Annotated in this window: 17 protein-coding genes; 11 read left to right on the top strand and 6 right to left on the bottom strand. The window is 60.0% G+C overall.

The window, feature by feature from the left end:
* The first annotated feature begins 29 nt into the window (after positions 1-29).
* A complete protein-coding gene (locus tag AAEZ06_RS13730) occupies positions 30-1,235 on the top strand; it encodes an MFS transporter (RefSeq protein WP_350614785.1) in 1,206 nt (401 codons plus the stop codon).
* Here AAEZ06_RS13730 and AAEZ06_RS13735 read toward each other — a convergent pair.
* On the bottom strand, positions 1,191-1,793 hold the full coding sequence (locus AAEZ06_RS13735; protein WP_350614787.1) for a MiaE family protein: 603 nt from the start codon (positions 1,791-1,793) through the stop codon (positions 1,191-1,193). The genes AAEZ06_RS13730 and AAEZ06_RS13735 overlap by 45 nt on opposite strands.
* 209 nt (positions 1,794-2,002) lie before the next feature.
* On the opposite strand from AAEZ06_RS13735, the gene uspL reads away from it, so the two are divergent.
* Positions 2,003-2,866 (top strand): universal stress protein UspL, encoded by an 864-nt coding sequence (uspL, locus tag AAEZ06_RS13740; protein WP_149414662.1) that lies wholly within the window; start codon positions 2,003-2,005, stop codon positions 2,864-2,866.
* Positions 2,867-2,869: 3 nt separating this feature from the next.
* On the opposite strand, the gene AAEZ06_RS13745 is transcribed toward uspL, so the two are convergent.
* Entirely contained in the window at positions 2,870-3,340 is a 471-nt protein-coding gene (locus AAEZ06_RS13745; protein WP_149493980.1) for a DUF1289 domain-containing protein, read from the bottom strand.
* A 404-nt stretch (positions 3,341-3,744) separates the two neighbouring features.
* Between AAEZ06_RS13745 and acnB the strand changes: the two genes are divergently transcribed.
* Entirely contained in the window at positions 3,745-6,345 is a 2,601-nt protein-coding gene (gene acnB, locus AAEZ06_RS13750) for a bifunctional aconitate hydratase 2/2-methylisocitrate dehydratase (protein WP_178114420.1), read from the top strand.
* 65 nt (positions 6,346-6,410) lie between these two features.
* Here the strand turns inward: acnB and AAEZ06_RS13755 are convergent, their stop codons facing one another.
* Positions 6,411-8,063: a SulP family inorganic anion transporter gene (locus tag AAEZ06_RS13755; protein ID WP_149412599.1), complete on the bottom strand. Its 1,653-nt coding sequence runs from the start codon at positions 8,061-8,063 to the stop codon at positions 6,411-6,413.
* Positions 8,064-8,231: 168 nt separating this feature from the next.
* A complete protein-coding gene (locus tag AAEZ06_RS13760; protein WP_149412600.1) occupies positions 8,232-9,509 on the bottom strand; it encodes an HAAAP family serine/threonine permease in 1,278 nt (425 codons plus the stop codon).
* Positions 9,510-9,933: 424 nt separating this feature from the next.
* Here AAEZ06_RS13760 and AAEZ06_RS13765 point away from each other — a divergent pair, with 424 nt between their 5' ends.
* From AAEZ06_RS13765 to AAEZ06_RS13785, 5 genes are all read left to right on the top strand, one after another.
* A complete protein-coding gene (locus tag AAEZ06_RS13765) occupies positions 9,934-10,884 on the top strand; it encodes a 2-hydroxyacid dehydrogenase (RefSeq protein WP_149412601.1) in 951 nt (316 codons plus the stop codon).
* Between the two features lie 145 nt (positions 10,885-11,029).
* Positions 11,030-12,097 carry a phosphotransferase family protein gene (locus tag AAEZ06_RS13770; RefSeq protein WP_350614791.1) on the top strand — a complete coding sequence of 356 codons (1,068 nt, stop codon included), beginning with the start codon at positions 11,030-11,032 and terminating at the stop codon, positions 12,095-12,097.
* A gap of 32 nt (positions 12,098-12,129) precedes the next feature.
* Positions 12,130-12,897 carry an SDR family oxidoreductase gene (locus tag AAEZ06_RS13775; RefSeq protein ID WP_350614793.1) on the top strand — a complete coding sequence of 256 codons (768 nt, stop codon included), beginning with the start codon at positions 12,130-12,132 and terminating at the stop codon, positions 12,895-12,897.
* 73 nt (positions 12,898-12,970) lie between these two features.
* Complete coding sequence (pdxR, locus tag AAEZ06_RS13780; protein WP_350614795.1) at positions 12,971-14,404, top strand: MocR-like pyridoxine biosynthesis transcription factor PdxR; 1,434 nt, start codon at positions 12,971-12,973, stop codon at positions 14,402-14,404.
* Between the two features lie 85 nt (positions 14,405-14,489).
* Complete coding sequence (locus AAEZ06_RS13785) at positions 14,490-14,891, top strand: cupin domain-containing protein (protein WP_149412605.1); 402 nt, start codon at positions 14,490-14,492, stop codon at positions 14,889-14,891.
* Here AAEZ06_RS13785 and AAEZ06_RS13790 read toward each other — a convergent pair.
* On the bottom strand, positions 14,888-15,517 hold the full coding sequence (locus AAEZ06_RS13790) for a DNA-3-methyladenine glycosylase I (protein ID WP_350614798.1): 630 nt from the start codon (positions 15,515-15,517) through the stop codon (positions 14,888-14,890). The genes AAEZ06_RS13785 and AAEZ06_RS13790 overlap by 4 nt on opposite strands.
* A gap of 231 nt (positions 15,518-15,748) precedes the next feature.
* On the opposite strand from AAEZ06_RS13790, the gene AAEZ06_RS13795 reads away from it, so the two are divergent.
* The 3 genes from AAEZ06_RS13795 (at position 15,749) to AAEZ06_RS13805 (ending at position 18,556) form a co-directional block, all read left to right on the top strand.
* Entirely contained in the window at positions 15,749-17,059 is a 1,311-nt protein-coding gene (locus tag AAEZ06_RS13795) for a C4-dicarboxylate transporter DctA (protein WP_149412607.1), read from the top strand.
* Between the two features lie 103 nt (positions 17,060-17,162).
* Positions 17,163-17,867, top strand: coding sequence for a FadR/GntR family transcriptional regulator (locus AAEZ06_RS13800; RefSeq protein ID WP_149412608.1), 705 nt, complete (start codon positions 17,163-17,165; stop codon positions 17,865-17,867).
* Between the two features lie 17 nt (positions 17,868-17,884).
* Positions 17,885-18,556 carry a GntR family transcriptional regulator gene (locus AAEZ06_RS13805; protein ID WP_350614801.1) on the top strand — a complete coding sequence of 224 codons (672 nt, stop codon included), beginning with the start codon at positions 17,885-17,887 and terminating at the stop codon, positions 18,554-18,556.
* Between the two features lie 97 nt (positions 18,557-18,653).
* On the opposite strand, the gene AAEZ06_RS13810 is transcribed toward AAEZ06_RS13805, so the two are convergent.
* Positions 18,654-23,513 (bottom strand): NAD-glutamate dehydrogenase, encoded by a 4,860-nt coding sequence (locus AAEZ06_RS13810; RefSeq protein ID WP_149412610.1) that lies wholly within the window; start codon positions 23,511-23,513, stop codon positions 18,654-18,656.
* Positions 23,514-23,737: the final 224 nt, after the last annotated feature.

The raw sequence follows: 23,737 nt of genomic DNA on the forward strand, positions 1-23,737 counted from the left end.
AGCATGGCGGGCAACTTACAGGGAGTTTTATGCGCAAGGATTACTTGGCGTTTTTCATTTCGCTGTTCCTGTCGCGGCTGGCGGATCAGATCCTGCTGTTCATCGTGCCGCTGATCGTGTTCCAGACCACCAACAGTGTGTCCTGGGCCGGGCTGGCGTTTTTTGTCGAGTCGCTGCCGCGCTATTTGTCATTCCCGGTGTGCGGCGCATTGTGCGACAGGTTTTCCCCGGTGCGCATCCTGCATATCAGCCAGGTTTACCGCGCCGCAGCCTGTGTAGTGGCAGTAGTGTTGTACGGGATGTTCGACGGCATCTACTGGATCGTCGGCCTCTCGGCACTGTGCGGGGTATTGACCACCCAAGGCATCATGGCCCGTGAGGTGCTAATGCCGCATATCTTCAAGCAGTACACCTACGCCAAGACCCTCTCCTACTCGCAAATTGCCGACCAGAGCGGCCTGGTACTGGGCCCGCTGGTGGCCGCGCTGATGCTGCAAGTTTGGGCCTGGCACTGGGTGGTGCTGGGGATTGCCGGGCTGTTCCTGCTGGTCGACCTGGCGATGCTGATCTGGCAGCGCAGCACCACCGTGAACCTGGAAACCTTCGAACAACACAACGATATCTGGCTGCAACCGCTGCGCATCGCCTTCGGTCATATCCGCAACCTGACGGAACTGAAAAAAATCATCGCCCTGGCCGTTGGCGTCAACCTGATCATCGGCGTGACCCTGGCTACCTCAGCGGCCATGGTGATCGGTCAATATGCAGCCGGCAAGGATACCTACGCCGGCTTGCAGGCAGCGGGGGCAGTGGTGACGATAGCCATTCTGTTTTTTCTGGCCCGGGCGACCTTGCCGTTGAAAGTCCTCGGGAGCCTGTCATATACGATGATTGCCGTGGGGGCACTGATCACCGCGCTGAGCCCGAATATCTGGGCTTACACCGCAGGGTTTCTGCTGATCAGCGGTTTCGACAAGATGTTCAACGTGTACATCCGCAGCATCCGCCAACGAGTGATCCCCGCTCGGGACTTTGGCAAGACAGTGGGAGTCTTGACCTTGCTCAACAATCTGTCCCAGCCTTTGGCCGGGTTATTGATCGCGCTTCTGGCGGCGCCGCTGGGCACGCAGACGGTGATCCTGCTGCTGGCCGGGATCACCGTCTTGATAGGTGGGTTGGTTTACGCAGTTTCAGGCAGGCACACCGCTGTGAAACCGGAACTCGATGTCCGGTGACTCGATCAACTCCTGCTCGGCAGCCCGTACCCGGTCGATAACCTGGGCAATGTCCTTGGCATCACCGTACTGATAAGCCAGCTTCAGATAACCCTGGAAGTGCCGGGCCTCGCTTTTCAGCAATCCGAAGTAGAACTTGCCGAGTTCTTCGTCCAAATGCGGCACCAGCGCTTCGAAACGCTCGCAACTGCGGGCCTCGATAAAGGCGCCGACCACCAGGGTATCCACCAGTTTCACCGGTTCATGGTTACGCACCACCTTGCGCAAGCCCGAGGCATAACGCCCGGCGGACAGCTGGCGCAGCTCGATCTTGCGCTTTTTCAGCAGGCGCATGACTTGCTCGTGGTGCACCAGTTCTTCCCGGGCCAGGCGCGACATAAGGCCGATCAGGTCGACGTGGGAGTGATACTTGGCGATCAGGCTCAAGGCAGTGCTGGCAGCCTTGAATTCGCAATTCTTGTGGTCGATCAGCAGGGTTTCCTGATCTGCCAGCGCGGCCTGGACCCAGCCGTCTGGCGTGCGGCAGCCGAGAAACTCATGAATTTGCGGCAGGTTCATCGGGTCACTTCCGGCACAATGGCAAGGGTCAGGAACATTTGGCTCACGGGTAAGGATTCACAGCAAAGGGCGCCGATTATACCGACCGCGCCGCAGACCACCAGTCACGGGGCTTGATGTACATCAACATGACGTCTGGCGGGCAGCAACTATAGTTGTTGCAAGCCTCGGCCCTTACTCACTGCTTCCCTTCCCTGGAGATCCCGATCATGCAAGCCATTCGCAGCATTTTGGTGGTTATCGAGCCCGAGCATTCGGAAAGTCTGGCACTCAAGCGCGCCAAGCTGATCGCCGGGGTGACCGACGCGCACCTGCATTTGCTGGTGTGCGACAAGAAACATGAGCATTCTGCGCTGTTGAGCCTGCTCAAGTCTGGCCTTCAGGAGGATGGCTACAGCGTCACCACCGAACAGGCGTGGAATGAAAGCCTGCACGAAACCATCATCAATGTGCAGCAGGCCGAAGGTTGTGGCCTGGTGATCAAGCAGCATTTCTCCGACAGCCCGCTGAAAAAAGCCTTGCTGACCCCGGCGGACTGGAAGCTGCTGCGCTACTGCCCAGCCCCGGTATTACTGGTCAAGCACAACCGGCCATGGACCGGCGGGGTTATTCTGGCCGCGATTGACGTCGGCAACATCGACGGCGAGCACAAGACCCTGCACGCCGCCATCATCGATCACGGCTTCGATATCGCCAGCCTGGCCAAGGCCCAACTGCATGTGATCAGCGCCCATCCGTCGCCCATGCTGTCGGCGGCCGACCCGGTGTTCCAGCTCAAGGAAACCATCGAGGCTCGCTATCGCGAGCAGTGCAAGGCGTTTCAGGCGGAATTCGATATTGATAACCACCGCCTGCACATCGAAGAAGGCCCGGCCGATGTGCTGATCCCTCATATGGCCCACAAACTGCTGGCAGCGGTGACGATCATTGGCACCGTGGCTCGCACCGGGATTTCCGGGGCGCTGATCGGCAATACGGCGGAAGTGGTGCTGGATGCGCTGGAAAGTGATGTGCTGGTGCTCAAGCCGGTGGACATCATGGATCATCTGGAAGAAGTTATTTGCCAGCATTGATGCTCAGGCGCCAAAGGCATCCTTCAAGAACCCCGGCGCGATATAGCGCTGGTAGTGGGCTTCGGAGAGGATGAAGAACTCCCGATCAATGGCATCGCGCAGCTGTGGCAGGTTCCACTCACGAAACTCCGGCAGCAGCACCATGCCATAGGCCTCCAGATGGGTGATCACCCGTGCGCCACGGGCGATCAACTGGTAGGCCCAGCAATATTCGGACTGATGGGGCACAAAGCGGATTTTTCGCTGTTCCAGCTGCCAGCGCAGCTTTTTCGGGTCGAACACCTCAAGTTTTCCCGCCATCACCTGCACCAGCAGTTGCTCAAGCCTGAGCCACACTGCGCGCTTTTCTTCCTCGTTGTAACCGTTCCACTGGATCACTTCGTGGTGAAAGCGCTTGCAGCCCCGGCACACGAGATCGCCGTAAACCGTGGAGCACAGGCCTACGCAGGGGGTCTTGATGGTTTGGTTGGACATGGGCAGCAACACGCAAATCAGCGAAACAGTGGGACATATTAGCCCTTTGTCTAACCTTCATCACCCTGCAAACTTGCCGTGGCAACTTACCTTTAGAAATTTTTTGCCGTAGAATTAGCCAGCCTTTTAAGGCACCAATAGTCCGTTGGAAGCTGTTTTCAAAGCGTCACGAGCACAGTCGTTCCTAAAGAACGGTGTTGGCGATTGTTATTTACCCGGTAAATAGCCGCCGCCAACCCTCATCAGCTCCGTTCTGCAGGCGTAAAACTTTGAAAGCAGCTTCTGTGAGGAATGCCGGCAGCGCTGGCTTTGCGGCCCAAAAGGCCTGCGAGCGCATGCGTGCCACGCATTTCTGGATGAGCGTCCCGGACACCCATTTGGGACCACTGATGAGGGTAATAACTGTGCTTGAAGCCTACCGCAAACATATCGAAGAGCGTGCAGCCCTGGGTATTGTTCCCCAGCCGCTTAACGCCGAACAAACTGCAGGCCTGGTTGAGCTGCTGAAAAATCCCCCGGCTGGCGAAGAAGCTTTCCTCGTTGACCTGATCACCAACCGCATTCCACCAGGCGTTGACGAAGCTGCCTACGTCAAGGCCGGTTTCCTGTCTGCCCTGGCCAAGGGCGAAGTCACTTCTCCCTTGATCGACAAAAAACGCGCTGTTGAACTGCTTGGCACCATGCAAGGCGGCTACAACATCGTGACCCTGGTCGATCTGCTGGACGACGCGACCCTGGCACCGGTGGCAGCAAAGCAACTCAAGCACACCCTGCTGATGTTCGATGCGTTCCACGACGTCGCCGAAAAAGCCAAGAACGGCAACCAGCACGCCAAAGACGTGATCCAGTCCTGGGCCGACGGCGAGTGGTTCCAAAACCGTGCGACCCTGGCCGACAAGATCAGCCTGCGGGTCTTCAAGGTCACCGGCGAAACCAACACCGATGACCTGTCCCCTGCCCCGGATGCCTGGTCACGCCCTGACATCCCGCTGCACGCCCTGGCCATGCTGAAAATGGCCCGTGAAGGCATCGTACCGGACGTGCAAGGCACCACCGGCCCGATGAAGCAGATCGAAGAAATGCGCGGCCAAGGCTTCCCGATCGCCTACGTCGGTGACGTGGTCGGTACCGGTTCGTCCCGCAAATCGGCGACCAACTCGGTACTGTGGTTCTTCGGCGACGACGTTCCTTACGTGCCGAACAAGCGCGCAGGCGGCTTCTGCTTCGGCAGCAAGATCGCTCCAATCTTCTACAACACCATGGAAGATGCCGGCGCACTGCCAATCGAATTCGACGTCACCAACATGAACATGGGCGACGTGATCGACCTGTACCCGCATGCTGGCAAAGTCTGCAAACACGGCACCGATGAAGTCCTGACCACCTTCGAAATGAAGACTCCGGTACTGTTGGACGAAGTTCGTGCCGGCGGTCGTATCCCGCTGATCATCGGCCGCGGCCTGACCGAGAAGGCGCGCACCGAGCTGGGCCTGCCACCTTCGACGCTGTTCAAACTGCCGGAAACTCCGGCTGAAAGCGACAAGGGCTACACCCTGGCGCAGAAAATGGTCGGCAAGGCTTGCGGCGTGGCTGGCGTTCGTCCAGGCACCTACTGCGAACCGAAGATGACCACCGTCGGCTCCCAGGACACCACCGGTCCAATGACCCGTGATGAACTCAAAGACCTGGCGTGCCTGGGCTTCTCCACCGATCTGGTAATGCAGTCGTTCTGCCACACCGCGGCGTATCCAAAGCCGATCGACGTGACCACCCACCACACCCTGCCTGACTTCATCATGACCCGTGGCGGCGTGTCCCTGCGTCCGGGCGACGGCATCATCCACAGCTGGCTGAACCGCATGCTGCTGCCGGACACCGTCGGCACCGGTGGTGACTCCCACACCCGTTTCCCGATGGGCATCTCGTTCCCGGCCGGTTCCGGCCTGGTAGCGTTCGCAGCAGCCACTGGTGTTATGCCACTGGACATGCCGGAATCGATCCTGGTGCGCTTCAAAGGCGAAATGCAACCGGGCATCACCCTGCGTGACCTGGTTCACTCCATTCCTTACTACGCGATCCAGGCTGGCCTGTTGACCGTAGAAAAGAAAGGCAAGAAAAACGCCTTCTCCGGCCGCATCCTGGAAATCGAAGGCCTGGACAACCTGAGCATCGAACAGGCTTTCGAGCTGTCCGACGCCTCGGCCGAACGTTCGGCTGCCGGTTGCACCATCAAGCTGTCGAAAGAGTCGATCACCGAATACCTGAACTCCAACATCACCCTGCTGCGCTGGATGATCGGCGAAGGCTACGGCGATGCGCGCACCCTGGAACGTCGCGCCCAAGCGATGGAAGCCTGGGTTGCCAACCCTGAGTTGATGGTTGCCGATGCCGACGCCGAATACGCCGAAATCATCGAAATCGACCTGGCCGACATCAAGGAGCCTGTGCTCTGCGCACCAAACGACCCGGATGACGCCCGTCTGCTGTCCAGCGTTGCTGGCGAGAAGATCGACGAAGTGTTCATCGGTTCGTGCATGACCAACATCGGTCACTTCCGCGCTGCCGGCAAACTGCTGGAAAAGGTCAAGGGTCAGCTGCCAACCCGTCTGTGGCTGTCGCCGCCGACCAAGATGGACGCTCACCAACTGACCGAAGAAGGCTACTACGGCATCTATGGCAAGGCTGGCGCGCGCATGGAAATGCCGGGCTGCTCGCTGTGCATGGGTAACCAGGCACGGGTTGAACCGAACGCCACCGTGGTGTCGACGTCGACCCGTAACTTCCCGAACCGTCTGGGTGACGGCGCGAACGTCTACCTGGCTTCGGCTGAGCTGGCGTCCGTTGCATCCATCCTGGGTCGCCTGCCGACCGTCGAGGAGTACATGGCCTATGCGAAGGAAATCAACACCATGGCCAGCGATGTCTATCGCTACCTGAGTTTTGACCAGATCGCTGAGTTCCGTGAAGCTGCAGCGAACGCCAATATCCCGGTCGTTCAAGCCTAAGGCTTACACGTTGTAGCTATACCCAGTAAAAAAAACGCCGCGTATCGCAAGATGCGCGGCGTTTTTTATGCCTGGGCGTTGGCGGCAAGGGCCTGCTGCACCGCCCCATCCACACTCAAGCCGCTGAGCAGCACCCCAGACGCCAGGGCTTCGGGCAGCCCCTGCAGCACCATGCGCGCATCATGCCGCACGCGAGCCAGTACCAGACGCCTGCCTTCCACCCGCACCCGAACAAAAAACGCCTCCAGCGCCTCGATACTGGTGCCATCCAGGTCCGGCGACTCTTCCAGGCTGAGCACCACCGTGTGTACCGGCAACGGCGCGTGACGCATCAAGCGCAACGCGGCACCGAGGATGCGTTCGGCATTGGCGAAAAACAGCGCTTCGCCGGGACGCACGATCAGCACGCCCGTTATCTCCTCGGCGTCTGGATGGTGCGCAAGGTCGACAAAATCGTGGCCGACGCCCATTCGCCCGAGCACCTGAACATCCGCCGACGACATCTGGCGCAACATCAGCACCACGCTGATCGCCACCGCCACCAGCAAACCGTCCAGCACCCCCAATACCAACACCGCCGACACGGCACAGATCACCAATACCCGGTCGCGGCGCCAGATGAAATAGCGGCCCAAGGGTTGCAGGCTCAGGCCACGAGCTAGGGCATGGATGACGATGGCCGCCAGCACCGGCTCCGGGGTCAACGCCACCAGCGGCAACACCGTCAGCACAATCAGCAACACCACCAACGCCGCGATCCCACCCGCCAGGCGTGAATATGCACCAGCAGCCTCGTTGGCCGACGTCGCGGAAAACCCCGCCCCCACCGGCATGCCGTGAAACAACCCGGACATCAGATTGGCGGCACCCAGCGCCAGCAAATCACGGTTGGATGACACTCGGTCGCCATGCTTGAGGGCGAACGAGCTGATCGAGCCATAAGACTCGGCATACAGGATCATCACCATGGCAAACGCCAACTCCCCCAGGCGCAGCCAGTCGGAGAACGGCAACACCGGCAGGTGGACGATTTCCAGGCGCAGGTCGATCACCCCGATCAGGGCTACGCCGTGGGCTTGCAAGTCGAGCCATTGCCCGGCGGCGATACCCAGCACCACCACCAGCAAGCCTCCCGGCAAACGGCGCAACCGTGCAAACACGCAGAGCAATGCCAGGGCGCTTGCCGCCACCACCGCTGCCAGCCAGTTCCAGTGGGGCAACTGTTCGAACAACTGTGGCAGGAAGCGAATCAGGTTGTTGTCTGCCAGGTGTACGCCAACCACGCCGGCCAGTTGCTTAAGGATGATGGTCAACGCCAGGCCGAAGGCAAAGCCGCGCAACACCGGCTTGGCGATAAAGGAGGTCACGCCACCGAGCTTGAGCAGCCCAGCCAACAGGAAAAACAGCCCGGTGATCAGCACCAGGCCTACCGCCAACGTCAGGCGCAGTGCCGGGTCATCACCGGCCAGGCTTGCCGTGGCTGCCGCCAGCACCGCAGCCGAGGACGACGTAGCCGACACAATGGCAAAACGGCTGGTACCCAACAGTCCATAACACAGCAGCCCGGCGAACAAGGCGATGACCCCAGCCTGGGGCGGCAAGGCGGCAATACTCGAATAGGCCACGGCCTCAGGCAGCAGCAAGCCTGCGATTGATAGCCCGGCGAGCAGGTCTTGCAGGCGGTTGCGCAGCAAAGGTGCGGCGGCACGAGCCATCATCGTTGATCTCCAGATCAAATAGCCCGTCAAGATGGCCCCGGGCAAGCTTACTCCCACCTGCAAAAAGGGTGTTGATATCCATCAACCCGCGACAAGACTCGCGCTGCGCGCAAAAAAAAGCCGATTCGCGTCAAGCACGAATCGGCCATTGTCACTTCACGACGTGTATCAGGCGATAAACGAATAGACCAGCGCAGTGATCGCCACCAGGCCTACCGCCGTGACAAATACATTCGACGCCTGCCCACGGTACTTGGCCATGGCCGGCACCTTGTGAATGGCATACATCGGCATCAGGAACAGGATCGACGCAATGATCGGCCCGCCCAACGTCTCAATCATCCCCAGGATGCTCGGGTTCAGCGTGGCAACGATCCAGCACACCACCAGCATGAAGGCTGCGGTCATGCGGTCCAGCGCCTTGGGCGACGGACGACGGCCACTCTTGACGACCAGGCCCTTGAGGCCCTCGCTGGCGCCGATGTAGTGGCCCAGGAACGACTTGGTAATCGCCACGAACGCAATCAACGGTGCGGCGAAAGCGATGGTCGGGTTGCTGAAGTGGTTGGCCAGGTACGACAGGATCGACAGGTTCTGCGCCTTTGCCTCGGCCAGTTGCGCCGGGGTCAGGGTCAGTACGCAGCTGAACACGAAGAACAGCACCATCACCACCATCAGCAAATGGGCGCGGGAGAGGATCTGCGAGCTGCGCTCTTCGGCGTGGTCGCCGTAACGGCGCTTCTGGTCAACCGCGAAGGCCGAGATGATCGGGGAATGGTTGAACGAGAACACCATCACCGGAATCGCCAGCCACAGGGTGTGCAGCAACGCCGACGGCTCGGGCAGCGTGCTGGCGGTGCTGAGGATGCCGCCATTCCAGTGGGGAATCAGGAACACCGCGAGAAACAGCAAGGCTACGATGAATGGATAAACCATCAGGCTCATGGCCTTGACGATCACCTGCTCACCGCAGCGCACTACGGCCAGCAGGCCAAGGATCAGCACAAACGACAGAATCACCCGTGGTGGCGGCGTGATGTGCAATTGGTGTTCAAGGAAACTGCCGACGGTGTTGGTCAGGGCAACGCTGTAGATCAGCAGGATCGGAAAGATCGCCAAGAAATACAGCAAGGTGATCAACGCACCGGCCTTGATCCCGAAATGCTCTTCGACCACTTCGGTGATATCAGAACCCTCTCGGCCCGAGAGCACAAAGCGCGTCAGCCCTCGGTGGGCATAGAAGGTCATCGGGAAGGCCAGGACCGCCAGGATCAGCAGCGGCCAGAAACCGCCGAGGCCGGCGTTGATAGGCAAAAACAAGGTACCGGCGCCGATGGCCGTGCCGAACAAGCCGAGCATCCAGGTGGTGTCCTGGCGGCCCCAGCTTGCGAGGGTTGCAGGTGTCGTTGCGTAGCGTTCGTCGACGCTATTGGCCTGATCATTCATCCGGTCGGATCTCCCCATTGACACAGTCGGGACGAGTCAGAAAAACCTGACAGGCAGCGCCCGACCATAATAGGGGCGCGATTGTCCGGGATTCTCCTGAATAAGCAAAGGCTTAGCTTAGGAGTCGTTGTGCGGCGCAGAGGGTTTGAGCAAGGTTTGTATAAGGCTACAGCCTTGATAAACCGGGCTGCTAGCCAGGTAAAAACGATTTGGTATAACAACCCTGGCTCTCAAAAAATCCGACTAACGCGTTGACACTCGCGAGTCGCTCCCAGCAATGGACGGGGCATTTGTGCGGCGAGTAAAAGCTGCTGACATTCAATTTTAAGGTGGCACTATTAACGGCCCCCTCCTGAAGCGAGGGGTCTGTCTTACAAAAAATCCCGCATAATCCGTCTCTCAAGCCCTCAGGAAGAGCCCTCACATGCCCATCACTGTTCTGGTCCTGGTTGAAACCATCAACGACTACCTGTCGATCATCGAAAGTAATGATCTCCATGTGATCCTCGCGCCCACACCTGCTGAACGCAGCCAGGCGATCAAGACCCATGGCGAGCAGATCCAGGCCGTCCTGACCCGTGGCCCGCTGGGTTTGTATGCCGAGGAAATCGCCGCCCTGCCGTTGCTGGAGATCATCTGTGTGATCGGCGCTGGCTACGAGCATGTGGACCTACAGGCCGCCAGCAATCGTGGGATCGTTGTGACCAACGGTGCCGGGGTGAACTCGCCATCGGTGGCGGACCATGCCATGGCACTGCTGCTGTCGCTGGTGCGCGATATTCCCCGGTCGGACGCGGCGGTGCGCCGCAGCGAATGGCCCAAGGTCATGCGCCCTTCCCTGGCTGGCAAACAACTTGGCATTCTTGGCCTGGGCGCGGTGGGCATGGCCATCGCCAAGCGCGCGGCCCTGGGCTTCGATATGGACATCAGCTACCACAGCCGCCAGCCCCGCACTGATGTGGACTACACCTACTGCTCGACTCCCGTGGAGCTAGCGCGCACCGTGGACTTCCTGATCATCGCCACCCCAGGTGGCGCAGGCACCCGCCATCTGGTCGACCGCCAGGTCCTGGATGCCCTTGGCCCCAACGGTTTTTTGGTAAACATTGCCCGCGGCAGTGTGATCGTTACTGCCGACCTGATCACCGCCCTTGAGCAACGCCGCATCGGTGGTGCTGCCTTGGATGTGTTCGACGACGAGCCCAACGTGCCCGACGCCCTCAAGCTGCTGAGCAACACGGTGCTGACGCCCCATGTGGCGGGCCTGTCGCCGGAAGCGGCCCACGACACCGTGCAGCGCGTGGCAGACAACCTGCTGGAATACTTCGCCGGCCGGCCGGTGCTGACCCCGGTAGCCTTGCCGCCGCGCAGTTGAAGCCATGGGCGCACTGCCTATCAGGAACACTGATCATCGGCCAACACGCTAACCTATTAAGCCGCCCCGGCCTTGTGGCTGAGCGGCTGCGCGCATTAGATTAGCCAATAGTCCAAGGCCTCAAGAATAAGCAGAAGGGATAAGCATGGCACTCAATGACCAATCCACCCAGATTCGCCCAGGCGAAGAACTTGATGCCAGCCTGATCGACCCCTACCTCAAGGCCCATATTGCGGACTTGAGCGGCACACCGAAGATCAGCCAGTTCCCGGGGGGCGCTTCCAACCTGACCTACCTGCTGGAATACCCGAACCAGGAATTCGTCCTGCGCCGCCCGCCGTTTGGCCACAAGGCCAAGTCCGCCCATGACATGGGCCGCGAATTTCGCATTCTCAATCAACTCAAGGACGGCTTCCCGTACTGCCCCAAGGCCTACGTGCACTGCACCGATGAATCAGTGATCGGCGCCGAGTTCTATGTGATGGAGCGGGTCAACGGCATCATCCTGCGTTCGGACCTGCCGCCGGAACTGGGCCTGGACGCGGCGGCTACCGGCGCCCTGTGCAAAAGCTTTATCGACAAGTTCGTCGAGCTGCATCAGGTGGATTACACCGCCTGCGGCCTGGCGGACCTGGGCAAGCCCGAAGGTTACGTCCAGCGGCAGATTCGCGGCTGGAGCGACCGCTACGAAAAAGCCCTGACCCCCGACGCCCCCAGCTGGGAAACCGTGCGCGCCTGGCTCAACGACAAGATGCCGGCCGATCACCCAACGTCGAGCATCGTCCACAACGACTACCGCTTCGACAACGTGATCCTCGACCCGCACAACCCGATGCAGATCATCGGCGTGCTGGACTGGGAGCTGACCACCCTCGGCGATCCGCTGATGGATTTGGGCAACACCCTCGCCTACTGGATCGAGGCCGCAGACCCTGCGCCCGTGCAATTGATGCGCCGCCAGCCAAGCAACGCCCCCGGCATGCTCACCCGCCGCCAGTTCGTCGACTACTACGCCGAACGTTCGGGAATCCAGATCGACAATTACGACTTCTACTACACCTATGGCCTGTTCCGCCTGGCCGGCATCGTGCAGCAGATCTACTACCGCTTCTTCCATGGCCAGACCCAGGACAAACGCTTTGCGCAGTTCATTCACATGAACAAGCTGCTGGAGCAGATGAGCCTGAACGTCATCGGCAAATCCGTACTCTGATAGTCCGAGCTCTGACCCCACAAGGAACAACCATGTCCAAGACCCAATTGTTCGACCTCGACGGCAAGATCGCTTTCGTCTCCGGCGCCAGCCGCGGTATCGGTGAGGCCATCGCCAAGCTGCTGGCCCAGCAAGGCGCCCACGTCATTGTTTCCAGCCGCAAGCTCGAAGGCTGCCAGCACGTGGCCGACGCAATCATCGAAGCAGGCGGCAAGGCTACAGCCATTGCCTGCCATATTGGCGAGATGGAGCAGATCACCCAGGTCTTCGCCAACATTCGCGAGCAGTTCGGGCGCCTGGACATCCTGGTCAACAACGCGGCCACCAACCCGCAGTTCTGCAACGTGCTGGACACCGACCTGGGCGCGTTCCAGAAAACCGTCGACGTGAACATTCGCGGCTACTTTTTCATGTCGGTGGAAGCCGGCAAGCTGATGCGCGAGAACGGCGGCGGCAGCATCATCAATGTGGCGTCGATCAACGGTATTTCCCCAGGGCATTTCCAGGGCATCTACTCGGTGACCAAAGCCGCGGTGATCAACATGACCAAGGTCTTCGCCAAGGAGTGCGCGCAGTTCGGTATTCGCTGCAACGCCTTGTTGCCGGGGCTGACCGACACCAAGTTTGCCTCGGCATTGGTGCAAAACGATTCGATCCTGAAAGTGGCCCTGCAACAGATTCCGCTCAAGCGTGTCGCGGCGCCGAGCGAAATGGCCGGTGCAGTGTTGTACCTGGCCAGTGATGCGTCGAGCTACACCACCGGGGTATCGCTGAATGTGGATGGTGGTTTCCTGTCCTGACTCGGCGAGTGGCCCGCGCCTACAGCGGCGGCTTGCGGTAATCTTGCAGGTGTTGCCCGCCTCAGGATGAAACATGGAACTGCACGTTATTATCAAGGGCCGCAAGGACCTGGCCGAACAGCTTTACCAGCAACTGCGCACGGCCATTGAGTCGGGACAACTGGCGGCCGGCGCCCAACTGCCTCCCAGCCGTCTGCTGGCCGAGCAATTGGGCGTGTCGCGCAAGACCGTATCCGATACTTACGCCTTGCTCACCTACGAAGGCCTTCTGGTCGGCAAGGTCGGTCGAGGCACCTTTGTCAATGCCTGGGCGACTCGTTCCGAGCACGTGCAAGGCGCGGCCGACCTGGCCTGCGCCGCCAACCTGGCCAAATGGCAGGCACTGCCTTCGCCCATGCACCACCCGACCCGGGACGGTACCTTGCGCTGTGAATTCATCGGCGGCGCCACCACCCGCAGCCAGTTTCCCCAGGATGAATGGCGACGCTGCACCCAGGACGCCCTGCGCCGTATCGCCCACAACAGCGGTTTCTACAGCCAGCCCGAAGGTTTGCCCGCCTTGCGCAGCGCGATTGCCGGGCACATCGCCTTTTCCCGTGGGGTCAAATGCCGGGACGACGACATTGTGGTCACCAACGGCGCCCAACAGGCCCTGGACCTGATCGCCCGCGTGGTGCTGGAACCGGGGACCATCGTCGCCATGGAAAACCCCGGCTATACCCCGGCGCGACTACTGTTCGATGCCATGGGCGCGACCGTGGTGGGCGTGCCGGTGGACGAGCACGGCATCCAGGTCGAGTTGATTCCTGACGGCACACGGCTTATCTACGTGACGCCCTCCCACCAGTTCCCCCTCGGCATGCCCATGAGCATGCCGCGTCGTGAAGCGCTGCTGGCGCGGGCCTTCGAGCTGGGTGCAATCGTCATCGAAGACGACTACGACAGCGAGTTCCGCTACGAAGGCCGCCCCACCGACTCCCTGCAAAGCATGGACACCCGAGGCGTTGTGACCTATGTCGGCACCTTCTCGAAAACCCTGCTGCCCGAGCTGCGCCTGGGCTATGCGGTGCTGCCGCCAGCGATCCACGGCGCGGTGCTCAAGGCCAAGCAACTGACCGACCAGCACACCTCGACCCTGCCGCAATGGGCCCTGGCCAAGTTCATCAGCGAAGGCTACCTGCTCAAACACATTCGCCGCTGCCATACGGTGTATGCCGGGCGCCGGGAGCGCATTCTCAACCGCCTGGCCGGCGACCTGTCACCGTGGTTTGAAGCCGTGCCCACGGTGGCCGGCTTCCACCTAGCGGCGCTGTGCAAAGTGCCGGTGAACATTGCGCTGCTGATCGAATTGGCGCGAAAGGTGGAAGTGGGACTGTATCCATTGGATGTGTTTTTTCATGAAGCGCCGGTGCGCAGCGGTTTGATCCTGGGTTTCGGGGCCATTGAAACCCTGGACATCGACCCGTCCCTGGACAAGGTGCGCAATATTCTGCAGAAGATTGGCTAAGGGATTTTGTGCCGGATTGGCTATTGGTCAGGCACGCCATGGGGCTTAGTGTGACTCAGGCCCAGAACAACCTGAAAGGATCGTCATGAAAGCACTCCTCGGCACCGCCCTACTGCTCGTATCCCTGGGCGCCTTCGCCCACGAACCGGTGTACAACAAAGAGACAATCAACGTCCTGCAAGAGCATGCCTTGACCAACGTCCCCGGCAAAAAAACCATCATGCTCACCGTGGACTACAAACCTGGCGAAGCCACCGTACCCCATAGCCACACCGGCACCGCCGTGGCCTACGTGCTGGAAGGCGAAATCACCTCACGGGTCAACGATGAGAAGGCTATTACCTACACCGTTGGCCAGTCGTTCTACGAACCGGCAGGCTCCCGACACTTTGAGTCCAGCAATGCCAGCCAGACCAAGCCCGCCAAATTACTGGTGGTGATGGTGATGGATGACAAGGCCGAGGTGCTCACGCCCCTGGCGCATTAAGGGCGCTCGAACTGTCGGCGACGCTCTTCGATCTGCTGCCGGCAGAGGCACCCTTCCAGATGATCATTGACCATGCCCATCGCCTGCATGAAGGCATACATCGTGGTCGGCCCCACAAAGGTCCAACCGCGTTTCTTCAAGGCCTTGGACAAACGCAGGGACGCAGCCGATGTCGGATTGGCTGTCCAGTACGCCAGGTCGACCGTCTCCGGACGCTCATCGGCGCCGGGTTCGAATGACCATAACCAGCTCGCCAGTGACCTGGTTTCATCCACCAATTCACAGGCACGCCGGGCATTGTTGATGGTCGAGACGATTTTGGCGCGGTTGCGCACGATGCCCGGATCAGCCATCAGTCGCTCGATATCCTCTTCGGTGTACCGCGCCACCCTTTGATAATCAAAACCCTCGAACGCCCGCCGAAAGTGCTCGCGCTTGCGCAGGATCGTGATCCACGCCATGCCCGCCTGGAACCCTTCCAGGCAGATCTTCTCGTACAACGCACGATCATCGGCAACCGGCACCCCCCACTCGTGGTCATGGTAATGCGGGTATTCAGGAGCCGCCGTGCGCCATGTACAGCGGGTCAGCCCCGTTTCGTCCGTTGTCAGTCCCGGGTTGTCCATAGGTCACCTTGCTTGCCAGACGGCGGATGATAAGCGAAAAGATTTCCAGCTCGCCAACCGCTCAAGAACCACCCTTGCGAACCAACTGGTCATACCGGAGCTATCAATTTTCGATAATTTGCTTGCGATTTAAAAAAACCTCTGTGTAGACTGCGCCTAATCTGGACTTACCGGTAAGACCACAACAATTAAGCCCTGGACCCACCAGGGCACCGAATAGAGATCCTTCCCATGCTCAGATGGTGCTCGCGTTCGATTTTCCTGCAAGTCGTGATTGGCCTGATCCTTGGCATCGTCTGCGGCCTGGCCCTTCCCGAATTCTCCTCGCAACTCAAACCCCTGGGTGACGGCTTTATCAAGCTGATCAAAATGCTGATTGGCCTGATCGTGTTCTGCGTGGTGGTCAGCGGTATTTCCGGTGCCGGCGACTTGAAGAAAGTCGGGCGCATCGGCCTCAAATCGGTGATCTACTTTGAAGTGCTGACCACCATCGCCCTGGTGATCGGCCTGGTCCTGGCGTTCAGCACCGGGATCGGCAGCGGCGCCAATATCCATCTGGATCAGCTGTCTTCCGCCGGCCTCAATGAACTGGCCGACCGTGGCCAGCACATCAAGGGTACCAGCCAGTTCCTGATGGAGCTGATTCCCAACTCGGTGATTGGCGCCTTCGCCGACAACAACGTGCTGCAAGTGCTGTTGTTCTCCGTACTGTTCGGCAGCGCCTTGAACCTGGTGGGTGAAGCCGCTTCCGGCATCTCGCGGCTGATCAATGAACTGAGTCACGTGATATTCCGCATCATGGGTATGATCGTGCGCCTGGCGCCCATCGGCGTGTTCGGTGCCATCGCCTTTACCACCAGCACCTACGGCCTGGACTCCCTGCAACACCTGGGCAGCCTGGTGGGCCTGTTCTACCTGACCTGCACCGTGTTCGTCACGCTGATCCTCGGCCTGGTGATGCGCCTGTCAGGCCTGCGTATGCTGCCGTTTCTCAAGTACCTGCGTGAAGAGCTACTGATCGTCATGGGCACCGCCTCCTCCGATGCGGTGTTGCCACAGATCATGCGTAAACTGGAGCACTTGGGCATTGGCAGTTCCACGGTGGGCCTGGTGATTCCGACGGGTTACTCATTCAACCTCGACGGTTTCTCGATCTACCTGACCCTAGCCATCGTGTTTATCGCCAACGCCACCGGCACGCCGCTGTCGATGACCGACCTGATGACGATTTTGCTGGTGTCTCTGATCACCTCCAAGGGCGCCCACGGGATTCCTGGTTCGGCGCTGGTGATTCTGGCGGCCACCCTCACCGCGATCCCGGCGATTCCGGTGGTGGGCCTGGTGCTGGTATTGGCGGTGGACTGGTTCATGGGGATTGGCCGAGCGCTGACTAACCTAATCGGAAACTGCGTCGCCACCGTGGCCATTGCACGCTGGGAAAAAGACATTGATATCCAGCGTGCCAACAAGGTACTGGACGGGCAACAAGGGTATGCGTTCCAGGCGAAAAAGCCGGTACTGCCCGCCCACCAAGAGTTCTGACGGTCCCCAAAATACCTCCTGTGGCGAGCGGGCAAGCCCGCTCGCCACGATAAGCACCGTTCACCACAGAAGATTGACTGTACATAGTTAAAAGGAGCCATACGTGATCACCCCATCAACCGTCGTCAATTCAGTGGTAGAAAAACTGCGCGCCGCCCTGGCGCGGGGTCAGTGGCGGCGCGGAGAAATGCTGCCGGGCCAGCGCGAACTGGCCGAACAGCTGGGCATCAGCCGCCCAAGCCTGCGCGAAGCCGTCATCGTCCTAGAAACCCTCGGCCTGGTACGCTCCATGCCAGGCAAAGGTGTGGTGGTGCTGGAAGCCACCTTGAGCGAACCTCAGGCCCAGGACAACGCCGTGGCCGACGCCAGCCTCGAAGACATCCTGCAACTGCGCTACACCCTTGAGCCGTTTATCGTCGGTCTGGTGGCCCAAACCATCAGCAGCAAGGAAGTCGGGCAACTGCGCCTGACCCTGATGGACATGCGCGAAGCCCTGGACGCCAACGACAGCGAAGCCGGGATGAACGCCTACATCGCCTTCCACGAAGAACTGTTCGCCCTGACCTCTAACCCGATCTTCCAGAACGTGGTGCAGCAAACCAGTAACGCCCTCAAGCAAAGCGCTCAGGTACTGCGCAACTCCCCCGAGCACCTGGCGGAACGCTTGCAGGAAAACGACGCTGTGGTGCGCGCCATCCGTAACAAGAACAGCGCCCTGGCCAGCGCCGAAATGCGCCGGCATATCCTCCAGGAAGGCTTGCGCATGGGCATTCACTTGAATATCCCGGACGATCATCTGGGCAGTTGATATTTCGGAGACAGGCCATGACCGCTCACGCCGTACATACCCCTTTCCCGTTCACGCCCTTGCGCCTGATGGCCAAGCCTAAACTGTCGGTGGACGACATCTACCCCGCCTTGTTCGATGCCATTCTCGAACAGCGTATCGTCCCGGCCAGTCGTTTCACCGAAGAAAGCCTGGCGCAGGATTTTGGCGTCAGCCGCAGGGTCATTCGCCGGGTGCTGGCACGGCTGTCCCAGCAGCAAGTAATCATCCTGCGGCCCAACCATCGGGCCCAGGTGGCGGCGCCGAATGCCCAGGACACACGACAGATTCTCGAAGCGCGGCGGTTGACGGAAGCGACCGTGGTGCAGTTAGTCTGCGCTCGGGCCAAATCTGCCGAGGTACGACAGTTGCGGGAGCTGATTGCCAGGGCGCGCGAATGCCTCGATCGCAACCAGCGTGGGTCGGCGATTCGTCTCTCAGGGGAGTTTCATCTGCAACTGGCGGCCATTGCCGGGAATGCTCCGTTGGCGCAGTTTCTTAACAGCCTGGTGCCGTTGACTTCGTTGATTATTACGCAATATAAGGGCAGCTATTGTGCATGGCAGGAGCATGCAGGGATTGTGGCGGCGGTGGAGCGTGGCGATGAGGGCAATGCAGTCAGCCTTATGATCCAACACCTGGATCACCTCAAAGCCAAGTTACTACACTAGATCCGTCACTACACTTGGCATTTCACACTAGGCCCTCACTGCAAAAAGCCCCATATCGCAAGATACGGGGCTTTCTGTTTACCGCTCGATCAGCCTGTTACAGCACCGACTGACCGCTCAACGCCAGGTCCAACAACTCACGGTTGGCCACCGCGTACATGGCGTAGTCCGTGCCAACCGCAGCACGAATCTCCACCATCATCGCGCGCCAGCGCTCGACCATGCTCGCGTTCTGCTCAAGCCACAGGGCCACGCGGGCTTCCATGTCTTCTGGCGCATCGGCCATTTGCAGAACCTTGATGGTGATCGCCCGTTGCTGCCAGTCCACGTCGTCGCGGAAGGCTTCGCGGGCCTGGGCCTGCCAGTTGTTACCCACCGGCAGATCGCTGATCTGCTGCAGGTACCATGGCAAGTCCAGGGCGCTGCCGACGGCGAAGTAGGCCTTGGCCACATCTGCAGCGCTCTGGCCGGTGACGTCAGCGGCTTCGATGATCGGCAGCAAGGTGTACAGGTGCGTGGTGCCTGCAACCATGCGCGCCAACAACTCCGGCACACCGGCTTCGACGTACTTCTGATAGCGGTTCTGCCAGCCTTCGCGGGTCGGGCCTTCCAGCAGTTCGTCGAGCTTGAGGCCCAACGCCGCCAGGTGCGGACCGAAGTGCGCGACGTCACGAGCCGCATCCTGCTCGTTGCGACGGCTACGCAGGAACCAGCGTGTGGCACGACGGCCCAGGCGCATCAGCTCGTCCATCAGCGCCAGTTGCACTTCAGCGGAAACCTGGTGATCCAGGGCTTCAATCTGACGGAACCAGTGCGGGAGATGGAAGATGTCACGCACGATCACATAAGCGCCCGCCACGTTCGCCGGGCTCATGCCGGTGGACTCTTTGAGCCTTTGAACGAAGGTGATGCCCATGTGGTTGACCAGGTCGTTGGCGATCTGGGTGCTGACGATCTCGCGCTTGAGACGATGGCGACGCATGGCTTCGGAGAATTTGGCCACCAGGGTCGGCGGGAACGCGGTCTCCATGTCACGGGTCAGGTAGTCATCATCCGGCACCTGGGATTTGAGCAGTGCCTCCTTGAGGTCGATCTTGCTGTAGGAGATCAACACCGACAGCTCCGGACGGGTCAGGCCCTTACCGACGGCAGCGCGCTCGATGAGCTGGTCTTCCGAAGGCAGGTACTCAATGGCGCGGTCCAGCTTGCCCCGGCCTTCTAGGTCGCTCATCAGGCGCTTGTACTCGGCAATACGGTCGAAGGCTCGACGCGCCGCCAGGGATAGGGCCTGGGTCTGCTTGTAGTTGTTGCCCAACACCAGGCTGCCGACTTCGTCGGTCATGCTCGCCAGCAACTGGTTACGTTGCTTGTCGGTCATGTCGCCAGCCTGCACCACTTCGTTGAGCAGGATCTTGATGTTTACTTCGTGGTCGGAGCAATCCACGCCACCGGCGTTGTCGATGAAGTCGGTGTTGGAACCGCCGCCATTGAGGCCGAATTCCACACGACCCAGTTGGGTCATGCCCAGGTTACCGCCCTCGCCCACTACCTTGCAGCGCAACTCGTTGCCGTTGACGCGCAGGGCATCGTTGGCCTTGTCGCCGACGTCAGCGTGGCTTTCGGTGCTGGCCTTGACGTAAGTACCGATGCCGCCGTTCCACAACAGGTCCACCGGCGCCTTGAGCAAGGCGTTCAGCAGTTCGGTCGGGGTCAGCTTGTCGGCCTTGATGTCGAAGCGTTCTTTCATCTGCGCCGAGATAGCGATGCTTTTCGCGCTGCGCGAGAAGATACCGCCGCCTTCGGACATGATGCTGGTGTCGTAGTCGGTCCAGGCCGAGCGCGGCAGGTCGAACAGGCGCTGACGCTCAACGAAACTGTTAGCCGGGGTCGGGTTTGGATCGATAAATATGTGCAGGTGGTTGAAGGCCGCGACCAGTTGCAGCTTGTCAGACATCAACAGGCCGTTACCGAACACGTCGCCGGCCATATCGCCGACGCCGACCACGGTGATGCTGTCTTCCTGAACGTTGATGTCACGCTCGCGGAAGTGACGCTGCACACCGACCCACGCGCCCTTGGCGGTGATGCCCATTTTCTTGTGGTCGTAACCGGCCGAACCACCGGAAGCGAACGCATCGCCGAGCCAGAAGCCGTAGTCGATGGCAATGCCGTTGGCGATGTCGGAGAAGGTCGCGGTGCCTTTGTCGGCGGCCACTACCAGGTACGGGTCATCGTCGTCGTGGCGGACCACGTTCAACGGTGGCACCAGGGCGCCGTCTTTCAGGTTGTCGGTAATGTCCAACAGGCCGGAAATGAAGATGCGGTAGCAGGCAATGCCCTCAGCCGCGATCTCGTCCCGACCGCCGCCCAATGGCAGGCGACGGGGCAGGAAGCCGCCCTTGGCGCCCACCGGCACGATCACCGAGTTTTTCACTTGCTGGGCTTTTACCAGGCCCAGCACTTCGGTACGGAAGTCTTCTTCACGGTCCGACCAGCGCAGGCCACCGCGCGCAACGTTGCCAAAGCGCAGGTGCACGCCTTCGACACGAGGCGAGTAAACGAAGATTTCAAACTTCGGCACGGGCTTGGGCAGTTCAGGAATCGCATGCGGGTTGAACTTGAAACTGAAGTACGACTTGTTCTGACCGTTGGCGTCAGTCTGGTAGAAGTTGGTACGCAAAGTGGCCTTGATCAGGTCCAAGTAGCGACGCAGGATGCGGTCTTCGTTGAGCACCTGAACATCGTCCAGGGCCGCCAGAATCGCTTGTTCCAGACGTTGCTGCTTGTCTTCCAGGTCGTCGCTGGTGAGTTTGCGCGCCAGGTAGAAGCGGGTTTTGAACAACCGGGTCAGCTCGCGAGCGATATCGGTGTGGTTGTTCAGGGTGCTGGCGATGTAACCCAGGTCAAAGCCCAGGCGAATCTGCTTCAGGTAACGGGCATAGGCACGCAGCAGCGCGACATCGCGCCATGGCAGGCCGGCGGTCAGCACCAGGCGGTTGAACGCATCGTTCTCGGCATCGCCGTTGACGATGTGCACAAACGCGTCCTGCAGGGTGTCGTTCAGTTGCTGGATGTCGAGGTTCAGGCCTTCGGCGGCGGTGAACGCGAAATCATGAATCCAGAACTCGCGACCGTTGGCGTGGCGCAGGCGGTACGGGAATTCACCCAGCACGCGCAGGCCGAGGTTTTCCAGGATCGGCAGCACGTCGGACAACGCCAGCGGCGTGTCAGCGTGATAGAGCTTGCAGTGCAGCTCTTGCTGGCCCGTCACGTGGCCCAGCGGCTGATAGAAGCTCATCACCAGCGGCTTGGCTTCGGTCAGGTTAAGCAAATGCTGCATATCGACCACGGCCGAGTGCGCGGCAAAGCGTTCACGGTAGCCCGCGGGGAAGCCTTTGGGGAAGTCTGTCAGCACGTTTGTGCCGTGGGCTTCGCCAAAGCTTTCAACCACCAGGCTGGCGTAGTCGTCCTGCCAGCTGCGGCAGGCCTGCACCACTTCTTTTTCCAGCAGCAGCGGGTCGATGTCCAGGCGGTTTTTTGGATCAACCCGCAGAATCAGTTGTACACGGGCCAGAACGGACTCGGAGAAGAAGGTCCAGAACTCGCAGTCCGAGGCTTTCAGGCGATCCATCAGCACTTGCTGGATCTTCTGGCGCACTTCGGTGGAATAAATGTCACGCGGCACGTAGGCCAGGCAGTAGCAGAAGCGACCGTAGGGATCTTTGCGCAGGAACACGCGAATCTTGTTACGCTCCTGGATCTGCACAATCGACATCACAGTGCTGAACAGTTCGTCTACCGGGGTCTGGAACAGGTCATCGCGGGGCAGGACTTCGACCACTTGGGTCAGTTCCTTGCCCAAATGCGCCTTGGCCTGGAAGCCGGAACGACGTTCGATTTCCGCGACCTTGCGACGGATATACGGGATCACCCGCACGCTTTCGCCGTACACCGAAGAGGTGTAGAGGCCCATGAAGCGGCATTCCTTGATGACCTTGCCGTCGGCGTTGATCTGGCGGATCGACACGTAGTCCGGGTAGGCCGGGCGGTGCACGCGGCTTGGGTGTGCTGCCTTGGCGAACGACAGGACGGCCGGTTCACGCAGGTAATTGACAGCGTAGTCTTCGATGCGCAGGTCGTCGGCGGTGAGGCCGGAGCGCAGCAATTTGGTCAGACCGAGGAAGGAGTCGGCGTCATATTCGATATGACCGCCATCTGCCTCGTCACGTACCACAAACTCTTCATAGCCCAGGAAGGTGAAGTGGTTGCCCACCAGCCATTCGAGGAAGCTCTTGATCTCGGCTTTTTCTTCGCCTTCGATGGCGAAGGCGCTGGAGTCGATACCGGCCAGCAGTTCCTGGACCTTGTCCTTCATCGGTTCAAAATCGGCGACGGCGACGCGTACTTCGCCCAGCACCTGCTCAAGTTCCTTGCTCAGGATACTCAGCTCGGCAGCGTTGGCGCAGCGGTCGATTTCCAGGTACATCAACGATTCTTGCAGGACATCGTCGCCCTGTGTGCCCTTGGGCAGGACTTCCAACAACTCGCCCTTCTTGCCACGACGCACGCTGAGCACGGTGGTTTGCAGGGTGTGGATGCTGTAGCCACGGCGGTTCAGTTCGGTGCGCACCGAGTCCACCAGAAATGGCAGGTCGTGGTGCAGCACTTCGACCGCGGTGTGAGTCGATTGCCAGCCGTGACGTTCGTAATCGGGGTTGTAGACGCGCACTTGCGGTTGGGTGTGATCAAAGCGCTCAAGCAGGCGCCAGGCAGACAGGGTGCAACCGGCCAGGTCGGACATGCGACGCTGGGTCAGCTCATCCAGGGAAATAATGCCGAAAAATTGTTCAGCGAACAGCGCCACTTGTGGCAGTGCCTGTTCACTGATGTGCTGGGCCAGTGCCGCTTGCAGTTGGTGCTGGAAGTCGGCTTTGCTGGCTGCGGTGAAGAACGCCATCTGTGGTACTCCGCTTGGGCTTGTTATTAATGGAAGCGTCGCGTGTTATCCCCTTGCGGGGAGACCGTCAGCTCTGATCGGGGTCTACCATAACGAATTCAGAGTGACAGGTGGGTGAAGCTGGACAAGACAGTGAGGTCACATTCAACTGTCTATCCACGAACATAAAATGAGCCGCTTTCCAGACGACGGTACGACGGGCAGGTCGGAGTCCTGGCAGGCGC

This window comes from Pseudomonas sp. HY7a-MNA-CIBAN-0227, assembly GCF_040310325.1.
Taxonomy (GTDB): Bacteria; Pseudomonadota; Gammaproteobacteria; order Pseudomonadales; family Pseudomonadaceae; genus Aquipseudomonas.

What these genes read in the sequence shown, in the direction of transcription:
- AAEZ06_RS13730 (WP_350614785.1), top strand. Translation starts at nt 30, where the DNA reads ATGCGCAAGGATTACTTGGCGTTTTTCATTTCGCTGTTCCTGTCGCGG.
- AAEZ06_RS13735 (WP_350614787.1), bottom strand. Translation starts at nt 1,793, where the DNA reads ATGAACCTGCCGCAAATTCATGAGTTTCTCGGCTGCCGCACGCCAGAC.
- uspL (WP_149414662.1), top strand. Translation starts at nt 2,003, where the DNA reads ATGCAAGCCATTCGCAGCATTTTGGTGGTTATCGAGCCCGAGCATTCG.
- AAEZ06_RS13745 (WP_149493980.1), bottom strand. Translation starts at nt 3,340, where the DNA reads ATGTCCAACCAAACCATCAAGACCCCCTGCGTAGGCCTGTGCTCCACG.
- AAEZ06_RS13755 (WP_149412599.1), bottom strand. Translation starts at nt 8,063, where the DNA reads ATGATGGCTCGTGCCGCCGCACCTTTGCTGCGCAACCGCCTGCAAGAC.
- AAEZ06_RS13760 (WP_149412600.1), bottom strand. Translation starts at nt 9,509, where the DNA reads ATGAATGATCAGGCCAATAGCGTCGACGAACGCTACGCAACGACACCT.
- AAEZ06_RS13765 (WP_149412601.1), top strand. Translation starts at nt 9,934, where the DNA reads ATGCCCATCACTGTTCTGGTCCTGGTTGAAACCATCAACGACTACCTG.
- AAEZ06_RS13770 (WP_350614791.1), top strand. Translation starts at nt 11,030, where the DNA reads ATGGCACTCAATGACCAATCCACCCAGATTCGCCCAGGCGAAGAACTT.
- AAEZ06_RS13775 (WP_350614793.1), top strand. Translation starts at nt 12,130, where the DNA reads ATGTCCAAGACCCAATTGTTCGACCTCGACGGCAAGATCGCTTTCGTC.
- pdxR (WP_350614795.1), top strand. Translation starts at nt 12,971, where the DNA reads ATGGAACTGCACGTTATTATCAAGGGCCGCAAGGACCTGGCCGAACAG.
- AAEZ06_RS13785 (WP_149412605.1), top strand. Translation starts at nt 14,490, where the DNA reads ATGAAAGCACTCCTCGGCACCGCCCTACTGCTCGTATCCCTGGGCGCC.
- AAEZ06_RS13790 (WP_350614798.1), bottom strand. Translation starts at nt 15,517, where the DNA reads ATGGACAACCCGGGACTGACAACGGACGAAACGGGGCTGACCCGCTGT.
- AAEZ06_RS13795 (WP_149412607.1), top strand. Translation starts at nt 15,749, where the DNA reads ATGCTCAGATGGTGCTCGCGTTCGATTTTCCTGCAAGTCGTGATTGGC.
- AAEZ06_RS13805 (WP_350614801.1), top strand. Translation starts at nt 17,885, where the DNA reads ATGACCGCTCACGCCGTACATACCCCTTTCCCGTTCACGCCCTTGCGC.
- AAEZ06_RS13810 (WP_149412610.1), bottom strand. Translation starts at nt 23,513, where the DNA reads ATGGCGTTCTTCACCGCAGCCAGCAAAGCCGACTTCCAGCACCAACTG.